This window comes from Aquisalimonas sp. 2447 (assembly GCF_012044895.1).
Classification (GTDB): Bacteria; Pseudomonadota; Gammaproteobacteria; order Nitrococcales; family Aquisalimonadaceae; genus Aquisalimonas.
Window position 1 is genome coordinate 649234 of the sequence record NZ_CP050695.1, and the last position, 18159, is coordinate 667392.

Annotated in this window: 14 protein-coding genes and 1 tRNA gene; 12 read left to right on the plus strand and 3 right to left on the minus strand. The window is 65.5% G+C overall.

Annotated features, from left to right (window positions below; all coding sequences use genetic code 11):
• Nucleotide 1: 1 nt before the first annotated feature.
• The 11 genes from nuoF to KU884_RS03010 all read left to right on the plus strand — a co-directional run bounded on the left by nuoF (nt 2) and on the right by KU884_RS03010 (nt 11892).
• Complete coding sequence (gene nuoF / locus KU884_RS02960; protein ID WP_167781224.1) at nt 2–1294, plus strand: NADH-quinone oxidoreductase subunit NuoF; 1293 nt, start codon at nt 2–4, stop codon at nt 1292–1294.
• Entirely contained in the window at nt 1291–3702 is a 2412-nt protein-coding gene (nuoG, locus tag KU884_RS02965; RefSeq protein WP_167781225.1) for an NADH-quinone oxidoreductase subunit NuoG, read from the plus strand. Before nuoF ends, nuoG begins: the two co-directional genes overlap by 4 nt.
• A gap of 113 nt (nt 3703–3815) precedes the next feature.
• Nucleotides 3816–4838, plus strand: coding sequence for an NADH-quinone oxidoreductase subunit NuoH (gene nuoH, locus KU884_RS02970; protein ID WP_167781226.1), 1023 nt, complete (start codon nt 3816–3818; stop codon nt 4836–4838).
• 12 nt (nt 4839–4850) lie between these two features.
• Entirely contained in the window at nt 4851–5339 is a 489-nt protein-coding gene (gene nuoI / locus KU884_RS02975; RefSeq protein WP_167781227.1) for an NADH-quinone oxidoreductase subunit NuoI, read from the plus strand.
• A 41-nt stretch (nt 5340–5380) separates the two neighbouring features.
• Nucleotides 5381–6013 (plus strand): NADH-quinone oxidoreductase subunit J, encoded by a 633-nt coding sequence (locus tag KU884_RS02980; protein ID WP_167784088.1) that lies wholly within the window; start codon nt 5381–5383, stop codon nt 6011–6013.
• A gap of 4 nt (nt 6014–6017) precedes the next feature.
• Nucleotides 6018–6323: an NADH-quinone oxidoreductase subunit NuoK gene (gene nuoK, locus KU884_RS02985; RefSeq protein ID WP_167781228.1), complete on the plus strand. Its 306-nt coding sequence runs from the start codon at nt 6018–6020 to the stop codon at nt 6321–6323.
• Nucleotides 6324–6327: 4 nt separating this feature from the next.
• On the plus strand, nt 6328–8316 hold the full coding sequence (gene nuoL, locus KU884_RS02990) for an NADH-quinone oxidoreductase subunit L (protein ID WP_167781229.1): 1989 nt from the start codon (nt 6328–6330) through the stop codon (nt 8314–8316).
• A gap of 77 nt (nt 8317–8393) precedes the next feature.
• Nucleotides 8394–9905, plus strand: coding sequence for an NADH-quinone oxidoreductase subunit M (locus KU884_RS02995; RefSeq protein ID WP_167781230.1), 1512 nt, complete (start codon nt 8394–8396; stop codon nt 9903–9905).
• Nucleotides 9906–9971: 66 nt separating this feature from the next.
• The gene (nuoN, locus tag KU884_RS03000; protein WP_167781231.1) at nt 9972–11414 is read left to right on the plus strand and encodes an NADH-quinone oxidoreductase subunit NuoN; all 1443 of its coding nucleotides are present in this window, start codon (nt 9972–9974) and stop codon (nt 11412–11414) included.
• Nucleotides 11415–11423: 9 nt separating this feature from the next.
• Complete coding sequence (locus tag KU884_RS03005; protein ID WP_371807947.1) at nt 11424–11744, plus strand: DUF2818 family protein; 321 nt, start codon at nt 11424–11426, stop codon at nt 11742–11744.
• Between the two features lie 71 nt (nt 11745–11815).
• A tRNA-Met gene (locus tag KU884_RS03010) sits at nt 11816–11892 on the plus strand.
• Between the two features lie 80 nt (nt 11893–11972).
• Here KU884_RS03010 and KU884_RS03015 read toward each other — a convergent pair.
• The 3 genes from KU884_RS03015 to KU884_RS03025 are packed head-to-tail and all read right to left on the minus strand — an operon-like array spanning nt 11973 to nt 16271.
• Entirely contained in the window at nt 11973–13166 is a 1194-nt protein-coding gene (locus KU884_RS03015; protein WP_167781232.1) for an efflux RND transporter periplasmic adaptor subunit, read from the minus strand.
• A gap of 6 nt (nt 13167–13172) precedes the next feature.
• On the minus strand, nt 13173–15536 hold the full coding sequence (locus KU884_RS03020) for an ABC transporter permease (protein WP_167781233.1): 2364 nt from the start codon (nt 15534–15536) through the stop codon (nt 13173–13175).
• Nucleotides 15537–15542: 6 nt separating this feature from the next.
• On the minus strand, nt 15543–16271 hold the full coding sequence (locus KU884_RS03025; protein ID WP_167781234.1) for an ABC transporter ATP-binding protein: 729 nt from the start codon (nt 16269–16271) through the stop codon (nt 15543–15545).
• Between the two features lie 318 nt (nt 16272–16589).
• Between KU884_RS03025 and KU884_RS03030 the strand changes: the two genes are divergently transcribed.
• Nucleotides 16590–18089, plus strand: coding sequence for a methyl-accepting chemotaxis protein (locus KU884_RS03030; RefSeq protein ID WP_167781235.1), 1500 nt, complete (start codon nt 16590–16592; stop codon nt 18087–18089).
• Nucleotides 18090–18159: the final 70 nt, after the last annotated feature.

Consider the following 18159-nt stretch of genomic DNA (forward strand, 5'->3'; position numbering starts at 1 on the left):
CATGGTCAACGAGGTCTGTTATCAGACGCTGTCCTTTGATGAGCCCTGGAGCCTGGAGACCTACCGCAAGCTCGGTGGGTATGAGGCCTGGCGCAAGGTCCTGAGCGAGCAAACGCCGCCGGAGGACATCATCGAGACCATGAAAAAGGCCTCGTTGCGCGGCCGTGGTGGCGCCGGTTTTCCGGCCGGGGTGAAGTGGAGCTTCATGCCCCGCAAGGCGCCGGTGCAGAAGTACCTGCTGTGCAATTCCGACGAATCCGAGCCGGGCACCTGCAAGGACCGCGACATCCTGCGCTACAACCCGCATGCGCTGGTGGAGGGCATGGCCATCGCCGCCTATTCCATGGGCGCCACCGTGGGTTACAACTACCTCCGCGGCGAGTTCCATCACGAGCCCTTCGAGCGCATGGAGCAGGCCGTGAAGGAGGCCTATGCCGAAGGGCTGCTGGGCAAGAACATCCTCGGCTCCGGCGTGGATTTCGACCTCTACAATTACTATGGCGCCGGCGCCTACATCTGCGGTGAAGAGAGTGCGCTGATGGAGTCCCTGGAGGGCAAGAAGGGGCAGCCGCGCTACAAGCCGCCGTTCCCGGCGCAGGTGGGTCTCTATGGCAAGCCCACCACCATCAACAACACCGAGACGCTGGCGTCGGTGCCCGCCATCATGCGCAATGGTCCCGACTGGTTCCTGGAGAAGGGCAAGCCGAACAACGGTGGCACCAAGATCTTCTGTGTCTCCGGGCACGTCGAGAAACCGGGCAACTTCGAGATCCCGCTGGGGACCCCGTTCAGTGAACTCCTGGAGATGGCCGGCGGTGTGCGCGGTGGGCGCAAGCTCAAGGCCGTGATCCCGGGTGGGTCCTCCATGCCGGTGATCCCCGGTGACACCATGATGGATCTGACCATGGACTACGACAGCATCGCCCAGGCTGGCTCCGGCCTTGGCTCTGGCGGTGTCATGGTCATGGACGAGACCACGGACATGGTCAAGGCCATCTGCCGCATCTCCCGCTTTTATTACGCCGAGTCCTGCGGCCAGTGCACACCCTGCCGCGAGGGTACGGGCTGGATGTACCGGGTGCTGAGACGCATCGTGAATGGCGAGGGCCGGCCGGAAGACCTGGATCTGCTGGAGGCCGCCGCCGGACAGATCGCGGGGCACACGATCTGCGCCTTCGGCGAGGCCGCTGCCTGGCCGGTGCAGGGGTTCCTCAAGCACTTCCGGCACGAGTTCGAGTACTACATCGAGCACAAGCGGTCCATCGTTGATGATTCCCCAGGGGCTGCCGCATGACAGACAAGGCTGAAGCGAACAACCCGGACATGGTCACCATCGAGGTGGACGGCGTCGAGCTGGAAGCGCCAAAGGGGTCCATGCTCATCGAGGCCACCGACAACGCGGACATCCATGTGCCGCGGTTCTGCTACCACCGCAAGCTGTCGGTGGTGGCCAACTGCCGCATGTGCCTGGTGGACGTGGAAAAGGCGCCCAAGCCCCTGCCGGCGTGTGCGACACCCGTCGCCGACGGCATGAAAGTGCGCACCCGCTCCGAGCGTGCGCTGAAGGCGCAGAAGGGCGTGATGGAGTTCCTGCTGATCAACCATCCGCTGGACTGCCCCATCTGCGATCAGGGCGGCGAGTGCGAGCTGCAGGATCTGGCGCTGGGCTACGGGCGCGGCGTCTCGCGCTTCACCGAGCGCAAGCGCGTGGTGGAGGACGAGGATCTCGGTCCGCTCATCGAGACCGAGATGACGCGCTGCATCCACTGCACCCGCTGCGTGCGCTTCCTGGATGAAGTCGCCGGCTTCCGCGAGCTGGGCGGCATGGGCCGCGGCGAGCACACGGAAATCGGTACCTTCGTTGAGGCTGGGGTGCACTCGGAGATGTCGGGCAACATCATCGACCTCTGCCCTGTGGGTGCGCTCACCTCCAAACCCTACCGTTTCAGCGCGCGCGCCTGGGAGATGCTGAGCCACCCGGCGGTGTCGCCCCACGACTGTGTCGGCTCGAATCTGCAGCTCCACCATGTGCGCGGGGCCGTCAAGCGCGTGGTGCCGCGGGAAAATGAATCCGTCAACGAGTGCTGGATCGCCGACCGCGACCGCTTCGCCTACGAGGGCGTGAAGAGCCCGGATCGCCTGGAAGTCCCCATGGTGCGTGACACCGGCGGCGAGTGGCGCGAGGTGGACTGGGAGACCGCCCTTGAGGCCGCTGGCGAGCATCTCAAGGGCGTGTCCACCCGCGAGGGCGGCGATGCCCTGGGTACGCTGGTCTCCCCCAACGCCACGTTGGAGGAGATGTACCTGGCCGGGCAGCTCACTCGCGGACTGTATTCCCGCAACATCGATGCGCGCCTGCGCGAGAGCGACTTCAGCGATCAGGACCGCATGGGCGCATTCCCGGCCCTGGGGATCGAGATCGAGGCGCTGGAGAGCCTCGAGGCTGCGCTGCTGGTGGGCAGCGAGCCCCGCTGGGATCAGCCCATCATTAACCATCGCCTGCGCAAGGCGGCGCTGCGCGGTGGCGCAGTGATGTCGCTGAACTACCGTGCCCAGGCGTCGAATTTCGATCTGGCCGCCGAACATGTGGTGAGCCCGGCCGCCATGGTCGCCGAGTTCGCCGGCGTGGCAAAGGCGCTGCTGGAGGATGCCGGCAAGAAGGCGCCCAACGGCTTCAATAACCTGCTGGGCAAGCAGAAGGTCACCGACATCCACCGCACCATGGCCGGCCGCCTGAAGGAAACGGCCCGCGCCGCCGTGTTGCTGGGGCAGGGGGCGCAGGCCCACCCCCGGGCGGCGGACCTGCGCCTGCTGGCCGGCCTGATCGCCGAACTCGCTGACTGCCGGGTGGGCATTCTCACCGACGGTGCCAACCAGGCCGGTGCCTGGCTTGCCGGCGCAGTCCCGCATCGCCGGGTCGGCGGTGCCGCCGAGGACAAACCTGGCCGCACGGTGGCCGACATGCTCGCGGAGCCCCGGCAGGCGTACCTGCTGGTGGGGGTCGAGCCCGAACACGACTGCTGGGATGGCGCTGCCGCCCTGGCGGCTCTGAAGCAGGCCCGCAGCGTGGTCTGCCTGACCCCGTTTGTCACCGACACCATGCGCGAGTACGCCAGCGTCCTGCTGCCGGTGGGCAGCTTCGGTGAGACCCACGGCACGTACGTCAACGCCGAGGGCCGCTGGCAGAGCTTTCCCGGAGTGGCCCAGCCGGCGGGCGAGGCGCGGCCGGCGTGGAAAGTGCTGCGGGTGCTCGGCAACGTCCTCGAACTGGATGGTTTCGCGTATGATGCGCCGGACGCCATCACCGCGGAAATCACCGACCGCTGTGGTGATGCGGCCGCCACCGGGCGCCTGGGCTGGCTCGCTCCCGGGGATGACCGCCCGGCCGTGGAAGGTGAGCTGGTGCGGGTCGGCCTGGTACCGATCTATGGTGGCGACGCCCTGGTGCGCCGCGCGGATGCACTGCAACGGACCAGCCACGCTGCAGACAGCGCCAAGGTGCGGCTGAACCGGGGCACCGCCGAGAAGCTGGGTGTCGCCGACGCCGATCAGGTGCGTGTGGAGCAGGGGGGCGGCGCGGCAACTCTGCCGCTACTGATCGACGACGGGCTTGCCGACGGGACTGTCTGGCTGCACACCGGGTTGCCGGCAGCGGCCGGGCTCGGGCCCATGTTCGGCAACGTCACAGTGGCGCGCGCCTGACGCGGCGGCGCCGAGACAATCAATGAAACCCGACCGCCCCGGGGTACGGGCGGTCCGGGGCACAAGCGCCGGTGGCACCCCGGGCGCTGGCATTGCAGGGGACTGACAAGCCCATGGCGATATTGACGGAAATCATCTGGAATCTGTTCAAGATCATCCTGATCGTGGGGCCGCTGATCATTGCCGTGGCGTACCTCACGCTGGCCGAGCGCAAGGTCATTGGCTGGATGCAGCTGCGCAACGGCCCCAACCGTGTCGGCCCCTATGGTCTGCTGCAGCCGTTCGCGGATGTGTTCAAGCTGCTGTTCAAGGAAGTCCTGCTGCCGGCCAACGCTAACCGCTTCCTGTTCCTGATCGCGCCGCTGATGTCGCTGATGCCGGCTCTGGCCGCCTGGGCAGTGATTCCATTCGGCGAAGGGCTGGTGCTGTCGGACATCAACGCCGGGTTGCTGTACGTGCTGGCCATGACGTCCCTGGGTGTCTACGGGGTCATCATTGCCGGCTGGGCGTCCAACTCCAAGTACGCCATGCTTGGCTCCATGCGCGCCGCGGCGCAGATCGTTGCCTACGAAATCGCCCTGGGCTTTGCCCTGGTGGGCGTGCTCATGGCTGCCGGCACGCTGAACATGTCCGGTATCGTGCAGTCCCAGAGCGGGCCGTTCTGGCACTGGTTCTGGCTGCCGCTGCTGCCGCTATTCGTGGTTTACTGGATTTCCGGCGTTGCCGAGACGCACCGCGCGCCCTTCGATACCGCCGAAGGTGAGCACGAGATCGTCAGCGGCTACCAGGTGGAGTACTCCGGCGTGGCCTTCGCCGTGTTCTTCCTGGCCGAGTACGCCAACATGATCCTGATCTCCGGGCTTGCGGTGATCCTGTTCTTCGGTGGCTGGTATTCACCCTTCGAGGGCATTCCCCTGCTGGGTCCGCTGTTCGCCTGGGTGCCGGAGCTCATCTGGTTCGTGCTCAAGATTGCCTTCTTCCTGTACCTGTACCTGGCATTCCGGGCGACCTTCCCGGCCTACCGGTACGACCAGATCATGCGTCTGGGCTGGAAGGTCCTGATTCCGGTCACCGTGGTCTGGATTTTCGTTGTCGCCGCGATGGTCCTCACGGGCTTCGGGCCCTGGTTCGACTGATTGGGTGTCGCCATGACTTCAGTACGCGATTTCTTCCGCACATTCTTCCTCTGGGAGCTGTTCCTGGGACTGAAGCTCACCGGGCGGCACCTGTTCGCGCGTAAGCTCACTATCCAGTACCCGGAGGAGAGCGCACCGCAGTCACCCAGGTTCCGGGGGCTGCACGCCCTGCGCCGCTACCCCAACGGCGAGGAGCGCTGCATCGCCTGCAAACTCTGCGAGGCGGTCTGCCCGGCGCTGGCCATCACCATCGACTCCGAGCAGCGCGAGGACGGCACGCGGCGCACCACCCGCTACGACATCGACCTGTTCAAGTGCATTTACTGCGGATTCTGCGAGGAATCCTGCCCGGTGGACTCTATCGTCGAGACCCGCATCTTCGAATACCACATGGAGAACCGGGGCGAGAACATCATCACCAAGGACCAGTTGCTGGCCATCGGTGACAAGTACGAACACCAGATTGCCCAAGACCGGGCGATGGATGCGCCGTTCCGCTGAAGCGGTGGACGGATAACGAGTCCTGGGAGCGATAAGGCGTGATCGAAAAGCTACTGTTCTACGTATTCGCCGCGATCCTGATCTTCGCGGCGACCATGGTCATCACCGCGCGCAACCCGGTGCACGCGGCGCTGTTCCTGGTGCTGGCGTTCTTCAATAGCGCCGCGCTATGGATCATCGCCGGGGCGGAGTTCCTGGGCATCGTGCTGGTGCTGGTCTACGTGGGCGCAGTGATGGTGCTGTTCCTGTTCGTGGTGATGATGCTGGACATCAACCTGGAGCGGCTGCGTGAAGGGTTCGCGCGCCACCTGGCCATCGGCTTGCCCATCGCCGCCATTATCGTCGTCCAGATGATCCTGGTGGTGACCACCGGCGCCCTGTCGCCGGGGGAGCTCCCGGATCCCACCTATCCGATCCCGGATCCGGCGGAGACCGGTAACACCACGGTGATCGGCGGCGTGCTCTACACCGTCTATGTCTACCCCTTCGAGCTGGCCGCAGTCATCCTGCTGGTGGCGATCATCGCCTCCATTATGCTGACCCTGCGCCGCCGTGAGGGCGTCAAGCACCAGGACGTGTCCAAACAGGTCCGGGTGCGCAAGGAGGATCGCCTGCGCATGGCCCGTTCCCTGGGCCCGCGTGGCAGCGATAACAACGAACAGTCGGGCAGGTGACGCAATGATCGAGTTGGCTGACTTTCTGGTCCTCGGGGCCATCCTGTTTGCGCTGGGCATGGCCGGCATCTTCCTGAATCGGAAGAACGCCATCGTGCTGCTCATGTCCATCGAGCTGATCCTGCTGGCGGTGAATTTCAACTTCATCGCCTTCTCGACGTTCATGGGCGACGTCGCCGGTCAGGTGTTCGTGTTCTTCATACTCACGGTGGCCGCCGCCGAAGCCGCCATCGGGCTGGCGATCCTGGTGACGCTGTTCCGCACCAGCGACTCCATCGACGTCGCCGACCTGGACACCATGAAGGGCTGACCCAATGCAGACACTCTATCTCGCCATTGTTCTCGCCCCGCTGATCGGCGCCATCGCTGCCGGCTTCTTCGGTAGTCAGCTCGGCCGGGTCGGGGCGCACCGGGTCACCATCGGCCTGGTGGCGGTGTCGACGCTGCTGTCGCTGTACGTGCTCAGCGGCTTCATGTGGGGCAATCGCGCCACCTTCGACGAGACCGTCTACACCTGGATGACCGTGGGCGGTCTCCATTTCGAGATCGGCTTCCTGGTGGACGAGCTCACGGCCATGATGATGGCGGTGGTGACCTTCGTCTCCCTGATGGTGCACATCTATACCATCGGCTACATGGCCGACGAGGACCACAACTGGCCGTCGGACAGCAAGCTCGGGCCCCACGCCTACCAGCGCTTCTTCGCCTACATCAGCCTGTTCACCTTCTCCATGCTGATGCTGGTGATGGCGAACAATTTCCTGCAGCTGTTCTTCGCCTGGGAAGCCGTGGGCCTGGTCTCCTACCTGCTGATCGGCTTCTGGATGAACCGTCCCAGCGCCGTGTTCGCCAACCTCAAGGCGTTCCTGGTCAACCGCGTGGGCGACTTCGGCTTCCTGCTCGGCATCGGCGCCATACTGCTTTACTTTGGCAGCCTCAATTACGCCGAGGTGTTCTCGGCGGTGGCCGCCAATCCCGACCAGACCATGACCATCTTCGGCACCGCCGAGTGGCAGGTGGTTACCGTGGCGGCGATCCTGTTGTTCATCGGCGCCATGGGCAAATCGGCCCAGGTGCCGCTGCACGTCTGGCTGCCGGACTCCATGGAAGGCCCCACGCCGATCTCCGCACTGATCCACGCCGCCACCATGGTGACCGCCGGCATCTTCCTGGTGGCGCGCATGTCGCCCATCTTCGAGTTCTCGGAAGCGGCCCTGGCGTTCATCCTGGTCATCGGTGCCATCACCGCCCTGTTCATGGGCCTGGTGGGCCTGGTGCAGCGGGACATCAAGCGCGTGGTGGCGTACTCCACGCTGTCCCAGCTGGGCTACATGGTGGTGGCCTTGGGCGCCTCGGCCTACGCCGCCGGGGTCTACCACCTGATGACCCACGCCTTCTTCAAGGCGCTTCTGTTCCTCGGTGCCGGCTCGGTGATCATCGCCATGCACCACAAGCAGGACATGTTCGAGATGGGTGGGCTGAAGAAGTACATGCCCGTGACCTACTGGACCATGCTCCTCGGAACCCTGGCGCTGATCGGCTTCCCTGCCTTCTCCGGGTTCTTCTCCAAGGACGCCATCATCGAGGCCGTGGCTCATTCCGAGCGCGCCGGCTCCACCTTCGCTTACTGGGCGGTGCTGCTGGGCGTGTTCGTGACTGCGCTGTACAGTTTCCGGCTGCTGTTCCTGGTGTTCCACGGCAAGGAGCGCATGGATGAACACACCCGCAGCCATCTGCACGAGAGCCCGAAGGTGGTGACGGTGCCGCTGATCCTGCTGGCCATCCCGTCGGTGCTCATCGGCCTGCCCACCGTCGGCCCCATGGTCTTTGGCGGGTGGTTCGGCGAGAGCATCACCGTGCTGCCGGAGAATGACACCCTTGCCGCGGTCGGCTTCGAGAGCGTGCTGGGCTTCCTGGCCCACGCCTTCGTGGCGCCGGTGATCTACCTGGCCGCTGCGGGCTTCGGTGTTGCCTACTACCTGTACGTGTTGCGTCCGGACTTGCCGGGGGTGCTGGCCAACCGCTTCCCCATGCCGTTCCGGGTGCTGGAGAAGAAGTACGGCTTCGACGAGCTGTATCTGAACGTGTTCGCCGCCGGCAGCCGCGGGCTGGGTACGCTGCTGTGGCGTGGTGCCGACATGAAGATCATCGACGCCCTGCTGGTCAACGGCACCGCGCGCACCATCGGTCGGGTGGCGGCCCTGCTGCGTCACGGCCAGACCGGATATCTGTACCACTATGCGTTCGTGATGATTGTTGGCTTGATGGTGTTGCTGACCTGGTTCGTCTTCACCCTGCGGTGAGGGCGCCTGTCGCGATACCACGGTGGCGGCCGGACAGCCGGCGCCCAAACCCGTTTGAACTGGTAAGGAAGTAACGGATGTTGGAATCCTCCTGGCCCTTGTTGAGCGTGCTCATCTGGCTGCCCATCCTCGGGGGCGCCCTGATCTTCCTGCTTGGTGACCACAAGGCCGAGCGGGCGCGCATGATCGCGCTGCTGGTCAGCGGTCTGACATTCGTCCTCAGTCTCGGCCTGATCATCGGTTTCGAGCCGGGCACCGCGGCCATGCAGTTCGTGGAGAAGCGCCCCTGGGTGGAAGTGCTGGGCGTGAACTACCACCTGGGCGTGGACGGTATCTCCATGCCGCTGGTGGTGCTGAGCACCTTCTCCACCCTGCTGGTGGTGCTGGCGGCGGGGCAGAAGATCAAATACCGCCCGGCCATGTACCTGGCCTGCTTCCTGATCATGGAAGGCATCATGGTGGGCGTGTTCGCTGCGCTGGACGCCATCCTGTTCTACGTGTTCTGGGAAGCCATCCTGGTGCCGATGTTCCTGCTGATCGGCATCTGGGGCGGCGCCGAGCGCATCTACGCCACCATCAAGTTCTTCCTCTACACCTTCGTGGGCTCGGTGCTCATGCTGGTGTCGGTGATCTACTTGCAGCTGCAGGCGGGCAGCTTCGGCATTCTCGACATGTACGGCCTGGACCTGCCCCTGGGCACGCAGACCTGGCTGTTCGTCGCCTTTCTGCTGGCCTTCGCCATCAAGGTGCCCATGTGGCCGGTCCATACCTGGTTGCCGGATGCCCACGTGCAGGCGCCCACCGGCGGCTCGGTGATTCTGGCGGCGATCATGCTGAAGCTGGGTGGCTACGGGTTCGTGCGCTTCGCCCTGCCCATTGTGCCCGAGGCGAGCATGGAGCTGGACTGGCTGATGATCGGCCTGTCCCTGGTGGCGGTGGTCTACATTGGCCTGGTGGCGATGATGCAGGAGGATCTGAAGAAGCTCATCGCGTACTCCTCCATCGCCCACATGGGCTTCGTCACCCTCGGCTTCTTCCTGATCTTCCAGATCGTGGTCCGCGGCGGCGAGGATGGTGCACTGCTGGCGCTGGAAGGCGCCATGGTGCAGATGATCTCCCACGGCTTCGTCTCGGCGGCCATGTTCCTCTGCGTGGGCGTGCTGTATGACCGCATGCACACCCGCATGATCAGCGAGTACGGCGGCGTTGCCCACCGCATGCCGGTGTTCGCGGGGCTGTTCGTGCTGTTCGCCATGGCCAATGCCGGGCTGCCGGGCACGTCGGGCTTTGTCGGTGAATTCATGGTGATCCTGGCCGCGTTCCAGGCGAACTTCTGGTACGCCTTCTTGGCCGGCCTGACGCTGATTCTCGGCGCCGCCTACACCCTGTGGATGGTCAAGCGCGTGATGTACGGCGAGGTGGCCAACGACAAGGTATCGGCGCTGCAGGATCTGGATGGCAACGAGAAACTGGTGCTCGGCCTGCTGGCCGTGGCCGTTCTCTGGCTGGGTATCTGGCCAGCGCCGCTGATCAATGTGATGGAGCCGTCCCTGGCCCACCTCCTCGAGGTGATCACCGCCGGGCTGTAACACGCTAACGGATACGCGCGGCAGCCCCGACTGGTTGCCGCCGGGCTTTGAGCTCAGAGGAACGCTATGACGACGGACACCTTCGAGACACCGAACCTGATGATCGCCTTCCCGGAGATCTGGATGCTGGGAATGGCGTGCCTGGTGCTGGTGGTCGATCTGTTCAGCTCGGACCGGGATCACACTCCGGCCTACTGGCTCTCGCAGCTGGCTCTGCTGAGCAGCGTGGTGGTCACCGTCTGGACGCAGTGGGGCCTCGATGCCACGACCTTCACCGGTAACTACATTGCCGACTCCTTCGGGGTGATCCTGAAGGTCGCCGTGCTGCTGCTGACGTTCCTGGGTTTTGCCTACTCCCGGGCGTACCTGCGCGAGCGCGGCATGCTCAAAGGGGAGTTCTACCTGCTGACGCTGTTCGCCACCCTGGGCATGATGGTGACCATTTCCGCCCACAGCATGCTGGTGCTGTACCTGGGCGTGGAACTGATGTCCCTGTCCCTGTATGCGCTGGTGGCCATGCGCCGCGGGTCGCAGGTCGCGTCCGAGGCGGCCTTCAAGTACTTCGTGCTGGGCGCGCTGGCGTCCGGCCTCCTGCTCTACGGCATGTCCATGATCTACGGCGCCACCGGCAGCCTGGAGCTGTCGGCCATCGCCGGTGCTGCCGCCGGCGAGGATCGCCTGCTGCTGACATTCGGCCTGGTGTTCGCACTGGTGGGCGTGGCCTTCAAGTTCGGCGCGGTGCCGTTCCACATGTGGGTGCCGGACGTCTACCAGGGGGCGCCCACGGCGGTGACACTGTTCATCGCCACCGCGTCCAAGGTCGCGGCCGTGGGCCTGTTCATTCGGCTGTTCGGGGAGGCCCTGCAGCCGCTGCACGGCGACTGGCAGCACATGGTCATGCTGCTGGCCGTGGGCTCGCTGCTGCTGGGGAATACCGTTGCCCTGGTGCAGACCAACATCAAGCGCATGCTGGCGTACTCCACCTTCAACCACATCGGTTTCATCTTCCTGGGGCTTCTGGCGGGCACCCCCGAGGGATACGGTGCCGCGACCTTCTACGCCGTGACCTACGCCTTCACGGTTGCGGCAACCTTTGGCGTGGTGATGCTGCTCAGCCGTGAAGGTTTCGAGGCCGAGAACCTGTCTGACTTCAAGGGCCTCAACGAGCGCAGCCCGCTGTTCGCCCTGGTGATGTTGCTGTTGATGATCTCGCTGACCGGCATTCCCGGGACCGTGGGTTTCTACGCCAAGTGGATGGTGATCCAGGCGACCGTGGACGGTGGCCATATCTGGCTTGCGGTGCTTGCAGTGATCGGCGCAGTGGTCGGCGCCTTCTACTACCTGCGGATCGTGCGCTTGTGCTACTTCGACAAACCGGAAGGTGACGGCCCGCAGCCCAGCGGCTCCGCCGGATTTCAGGCCGTGCTCGCGGCCAACGGCTTTGGTGTGCTGCTGCTGGGCCTGTTCCCGGGGGCGCTGGTGGCGGTCTGCATGGCGGCGTTCGGCTGAGGACCACGCATGGGCATGACCGCCGCTGTGATCCTGTTGTTCGTGCTGGCGCTGGTGGCCGCGAACCTGCCCTGGCTTACGGAGCGCCGGTTTCTGCTGTTCGCGCCTCCGGCGGACGGCAAGCGTGAATGGCTGCGGTTGCTGGAATGGCTGCTGCTCTTCGGCGTTGCCGGTCTGCTGGCCGCTGGCCTCGAATACCAGGTGATTGGCGAAATCTACGCCCAGGACTGGGAGTTCTGGGTGGTCAACCTCTGCCTGTTCGCGGTGTTTGCGCTGCCGGGGTTCATCTACCATCATGATTTGCGCCGCTACCTGCGCAAGCGCCGTTAAGGAAACGCTGAACAATTCCCGCGTGCCTGTTGCATTCCCCTGAGGCGGGCGCTACCATGCGCAGCGTCAATTGCGGGGTGGAGCAGTCTGGTAGCTCGTCGGGCTCATAACCCGAAGGTCGCAGGTTCAAATCCTGCCCCCGCTACCAAGCACTATCAAAAGGCGGCCCAAGGGCCGCCTTTTGTCGTTTCAGGCTCCGGTGCGCCTGCGCGCCCGTCCGAGTATCGTTCAGTCCTCACGCACCCTGGCGCCGTCGTCCACCCGCTGGCCGGGGTGAGTGATCACGCGAGCGCCAGCCTGCAGGCCGTCGCGGATCTCTGTCATCAGACCGCTACGCCTGCCCGGCTGGATGGCGGTCCGGTGGGCACGGCCATCTTCGGCGACGTACACGAACCACTGATCATCCCTGCGGAACAGTGCGCTGGTCGGTGCCTGCAGCACGTCATCGTCCTGCCAGAGAATGAAGCGCGCCTCCACCCGGTAATCGTCACCCAACGCCTGCCATTGCTCGCGGGGTGAGGTGATGGCGACCCTCACGGGGACGCGCTGTTCGTCCACGCCCAGGGCGGATACCTTCAGGAACCCGCTGGGTTCCACCCGCAGGACTTCCCCCTCCAGGGCGCCGTCGCCCCCCCAGCGCTCCAGCACCACCGGCATGCCCGGGCGGATGCGCACGGCGTCCATGGACAGCAGATCCACCTGCACTTCCAGGGTGGACAGGTCGCCGATATCCACCACCGGCTCGCCAGCGCTGACTGGCCCCTCACTGTGCCGGTGCCTGCGGGTCACCACCCCGTTCACCGGCGCGCGCACCTCCATGCGTGGCTGGTCGCCCGGAGCCCGCGTTCCGTCCGCCACCTCCAGGACGGCGCGGGCTGCGTCCAGCTCGAAGCGCGCCACCTCCGCAGCGTGCCTTGCGGCGCGTTCGGCGACGCGGCTGGATTCCCGCTGTGCACGCGTGCGCTCCATGACCTCCGCGGAGACCAGCTCGCGGTCGTACATCTGCTGGTAGCGCTGGTCCTCGGATCGGGCGAGTTGGTGTTGTATCTCCCGCGCTTCCAGCTCGGCTTCCGCGGCCTCATGTCGCGCCCGGGCGGCAGCCACGGATTCGCGCGCCTGGGTGCGCGCCCGGGCGTCCAGCGCTGGCACCGGCGGAGGCTCCAGGGTGAACACTACCTGGTCCGCCTCAATCGCATCACCCGGTTCCGTTGTGACGCGCTGAAGATAGCCGGTGACTGGCGCCGACACGGTGTGGGGGGCAGGCAATTGCGTGCGCCCTTCGTCCTCAACGGTTTCGGCGAAATGACCCCGTTCCACCGTTGCAACGCTGACTGGCACCGGGGACGGCCACAATGCCAGGCCCAGCAACACGGCCATGGCGACTGCGATGAGAACGAGAATGATCTTCTTGCGTGTTGTCATGGACTACTACTCAACCGTCTTCAGTGCGGAAACCATATCCAGTTGCCGGAGTCGGCGCAGGATCAGCAGGACAGAAAGGGCTGTTGCTGCCAGAACTCCGCCGGCGGCGAAGGCGTAGGTCTGCGTGGTGATCACGAAGGGCACCCGGAACAGCTCAGTGCTCATGGCCTCGCTCAGCGCCAGCGCGAACCCGATGCCCAGGACCCAGCCCAGCGGGATTGCCAGCAGTGTCAGCGCTGCGATCTCGCCCAAAAGGATCCAGCCCACCTCGCCACGGGTGTAGCCCAACACCCGCAGGGTGGCGAGTTCCCGTGCACGCTCGGCGAAGGCGATCCGGGCGTTGTTGTACGCCACGGCAAAGGTGATCGAGCCCGCCAGTACAAGCAGAACACCCATCATCACCAGTACCGTGTCATCGATGTAATCGCGGATGGCAGCCTCGGCCTCGCCGATCATCCCGATGCTGGCGATCCGGGGCGCGTCCCAAAGGGCATCATAGAGTGCCGCGTGCTGGCTCTCGTCGGTCAGCAACCAGACGCCGGATATGGCGGGACCTTCGCGCATCAGGCGGTTCAGGGCCTGACGTTCCATGTATGCGCTCACGCCCACCGGCTCGTTCACGGTGGCGGCGAGTGCCACCTCCAGCGTGCGCCGGTGGCCTTCCATGATCTCCACCTGCACCGTCCCGCCGGGCCGCACGCCCAGATAGTTCGCCAGGTAATCGGTAAGCACCAGGCCCTCGGGTGGCAGGCGCTGCGGTGTACCGCGAGCGTCGATGAGCCGGCGCAGCTGTGGCTCCGCATCCATGCCGAGAATGGTGGTCCGGCAGTCCCTGTCACCGCTAACCAGGCGCACCGGCACATTGCGGAATCCCTCCACGTGCTGCACCCCCGGCTTGTGCCGGAGACTGGCTACCGCGTGGGCCGAGGTCGGCTCGCTGAAGTAGAGGTTGATGTCCATGGTGTGCATCAGCCGGCACTGGGTATCGAGCATGGCGTCCACCGCGCCGAACTGGTAGCTGCCAACCAGCAGCAATGCGCCGGAGAGGCCGATGCCCAGCACCGAGAGGCCGGATTTCATGCGGTGGCGGGCGAGATTGCGCACAATGATGCGGGTGGGTTGATCCAGGAGTTGCCCCAGCCGCGAGCGCTCCAGCCAGCCCTGGTGGAACGTCTCCGGCGCCGGGGGGCGCATGGCCTCGGCCGGTGGCAGGCTCACCGCCCCGCGCACGGCCCGGTAGGTGCCCAGGGCCGCGGCGCCGGTGGCAACAGCCACCGCCAGCAGCACCACCTGGGGCTGGAGCCGGAAGCTGATGGCCGGAAAGCGGAAATACTCCATGTACACCGCGGCCAGGGCGTCCGCCGCCCAGGCGCCGAGTCCGACCCCGACGGCCAGGCCGATCAGCACGATCAACCCTGTCAGTAACCCGTAGTGCACCGCCATGTCGCCGTTGCCGTAGCCGAAGGCCTTGAGCACGGCGACCTGCTGGCGCTGGGTACGCACGATCCGCCCCATGAGCACATTCAGCAGGAACGCGGCTACGCCGAGAAACAGGGTGGGCAGGAAGACAGCCATGACACGCAACTGGTCCAGTTCCATGGACAGGAACTGGTGTGAGGCCTGGTCGTCCCGGTCATGGGCGCCGATGCCGCCGTAACGGGCCAACAGGTCGTCCACGGCATCGATCACGGGCGACGCATCTGCCCCCGCCTGCAGGGAGAGCACCGCGTTGTTGAACGCGCCGTCCATGCCGAAGGCGTTGGCCAGCGCGCGCCGGTTCATCCACAGGATGCCGAAGCGCTCGTAGTCCGGCAGCAGATCCGCCGGCCCGATCTGATAGACGAACTCCGGCGACAAGGCCACGCCGCTGACGGTCATGGTCTCCAGACGGCCGCGGATGATGGCGGTGAGGGTGTCGCCCGGGCGCAGGCCATGTGCCTCCGAGAAGGGTTCGCTGATCACCACCTGGTCTGTGTGCCCCGACTCCGGCAGGTTGCCCTCGCGCAGGTGCAGCCGGTTCAGATCGGGCTGGCGGCCATCGGGAACGGACAGTAACTGGCCGCGGACCGGGTCCGGGTATCCGGGCACCTCGATGCGTACCGGTGCGCTGACACGGGTGTCCACATGATCCACGCCCGGAATCTCGCGCAATCGCTCGGCCAGGCCCTCCGGCGCCCGCTTGAGGTCGACGAATACGTCGGCAAAGCGGTAGTCCCGGTAGAAGCGGTCCTGGGTGAGGCTGATGGCGTCCAGGGTGGTCACTGCAATGATCAGCGTCATCACCCCTGCGGCCACCACCACGGCGATCGCCGCCACCTGGCCCTTGAGTTCCACCAGGTCGCGCAGGAGCTTGCGGTGGATGGTACGCATGCCCGCCTACCAGCTCAGTTCGGCCGGGGATTTGCGTTGTGCGTTCACACGCACGTCGCTGACCCGCCCGTCACTCAGTCGCACCACCCGATCCGCCATTTCAGCGATGACCACATTGTGGGTGATCACCGCCGTGGTGGTCCGCAGTTCGCGGTTGACGTGGGCGATGGCTTCCAGCACCTGGACCCCGGTGCGCGAGTCCAGCGCTCCCGTGGGCTCGTCGCACAGCAGCACCGCCGGGCGCTTGGCGATGGCCCGGGCGATGGCCACCCGCTGCTGCTCGCCGCCGGAGAGCTGGGAGGGGAAATGATCCAGGCGCTCGCTGAGACCCACGAGCGCCAGCGCCTCCTCGGGACGCATGGGGCTGCGGCTGATCTCCGTGACGATGGCCACGTTCTCCCGCGCCGTCAGGCTGGAGATGAGATTGTAGAACTGGAAGACGAAGCCAACATGCTCGCGCCGATATGCCGTGAGCACCCGGTCTCCGCCGGCGACCAGATCCTGATCGCCGTAGCGCACCTCACCGTCAGTGGCACTGTCCAGGCCGCCGAGGATGTTCAGCAGGGTGGACTTCCCCGAGCCCGATGCGCCGAGCATCACCGTGAGTTCACCGGCGTACAGGTCCAGGTCCACGCCGCGCAGGGCATGGATGACCATAGCGCCGTTGCGGTAGACCTTGGTCAGCCCCCGGGTGGCGAAGACGACCTGGGTGGAGAGGGCGTCGGAGTGGTCCATGGCGCGTCCGCTGCTGTCTTTTCCCATGCACAATAGCAGTGGCGTCAGTGCGCGGTGTTGATCAGTGTCAATGCCGTGAAACTTCCGGCGCAGTTGACTTCCCGGGCAATGACGATGTTCTCCGGGGAGGTGCGGATGCGTTCAGGCGGCGGATCGCTCGTGTTCGTCGCCCACGATCGATCCTCGACCGTTGCCCTTGGCCGCATACATCCGCTGGTCCGCGAGATCGACCAGGTCCGGCCAGTCCGTGTCCAGATCGTCCTAAAGGGTTTGTTTCCGGTGCCGATAAGACAGGGTGACTGAGAAGCGGGTTCTGCCATGACTGCACAGCATGATCTTTCCAGGTTGTACCGGTTCGGTGATCGCATCTCGGTGGCGATACTGTGGCTTGGCGTGCTGCTGGCCCTGGCGCTGGCACCGCTCCACGGCACCTGGATGGAGTGGTTCCTGGTGGCGTTGCCGGCGGCGCTGTTGCCCTCCGCGCTGGCTTTTCTGCTCCCGGGCCATCGGCTCACCCGCGTGGCGGTCGGTGTGGCGTACATGGTGTTCTCGGCGCTGATCATTCACCAGACGCGGGGCATGGCAGAGCTGCACTTCTCCATCTTCGCGTTGCTGGCTTTTCTGCTGGTCTACCGCGACTGGCTGCCCATCGTCGCAGCCGCAGGCGTGATCGCGATCCACCACCTGTCCTTCAACCTGCTGCAGGCGGCGGATGTCGGCGTTTACGTGTTTCCCGAGCCGGGGTTGCACATGGTGTTGGTGCACGCCGCATTCGTCGTTTTCCAGACAGCCATCCTGGTGTTGCTGGCGGTGATCGGCCGCCGCGACTCCCTTGCGGGTGCGGAGCTGGACGCGGTGGCGCGTGGCCTGCGCGCGGACGAGGGGGATATTGACCTCCGCTACCGTTTCCCGGCGCCCACCAGTGCGGTGACCGAGGACATGCACGAATCCCTGAGTGCCATCCAGGAGTCCGTGTTATCCGTGCGCAGCACGCTGGATGATGTCGCCGGACTCGGCCAGACCATGGACGCCGACTCCCGGGTTGCCGTGGAGCAGGCCACGGCGCAGTCGGACGAAACGCGCACCCTGGCGACATCGGTCACGGAAATGACTGCCTCCATCGAGGAAGTCGCCCGGAACGCCGGCACCACCGCGGAGACCACTCGCAGCTTCAGTCGGCGGCTGGAGGAGGCGCGCGACGGCGTGAGCAACGCCAGCAACTCCATCCAGCAGGTGCTCCAGCGGCTGCAGCAGGGCAGCGAGCGCATGACGGCGCTGGAGAAACAGGCCGAGGAGATCGGCAGTGTCCTGGACGTGATCCGGAACATTACCGAGCAGACCAACCTGCTGGCGCTCAATGCCTCCATCGAGGCGGCAAGGGCCGGCGATCACGGGCGTGGTTTCGCCGTTGTCGCCGAGGAAGTCCGTAACCTGGCGGCGCGCACCAGTGAGTCCGCGGGACAGATCGAAGGCATGATTACCGGGCTGCGGCAGGAGACCGCCGCCAGTGTCAACGCCATGGAGGAGGGGGTCACGGAAACCGGGCGCGGTGCCGATCTGATCACCGGGGCCGACCACACCATGGGTGAACTCCTGGGCGAGGTGCACCACCTGGACGAGATCACCGCTGGAATCGCCTCCGCTGCGGAGGAGCAGAGTCAGGTTGCCGCGGACATCGATCGGCGTCTCAACCGCATCAACGATCAGGCGGAACAGACCCGCGCCCGCACCAGCGACACGGCCGACAACGCCGTGCGCATGCACGCCCTGGTGGAGGACCTGCAGGGGCGCCTGCAGCGCTTCCTGGTGCGCGACTGATCCATGCCCGGCGGCGCCCGCCCCGAGGCGGATGTTACGATGCAGCAAAACCGCTGCACAGGAGCATCCC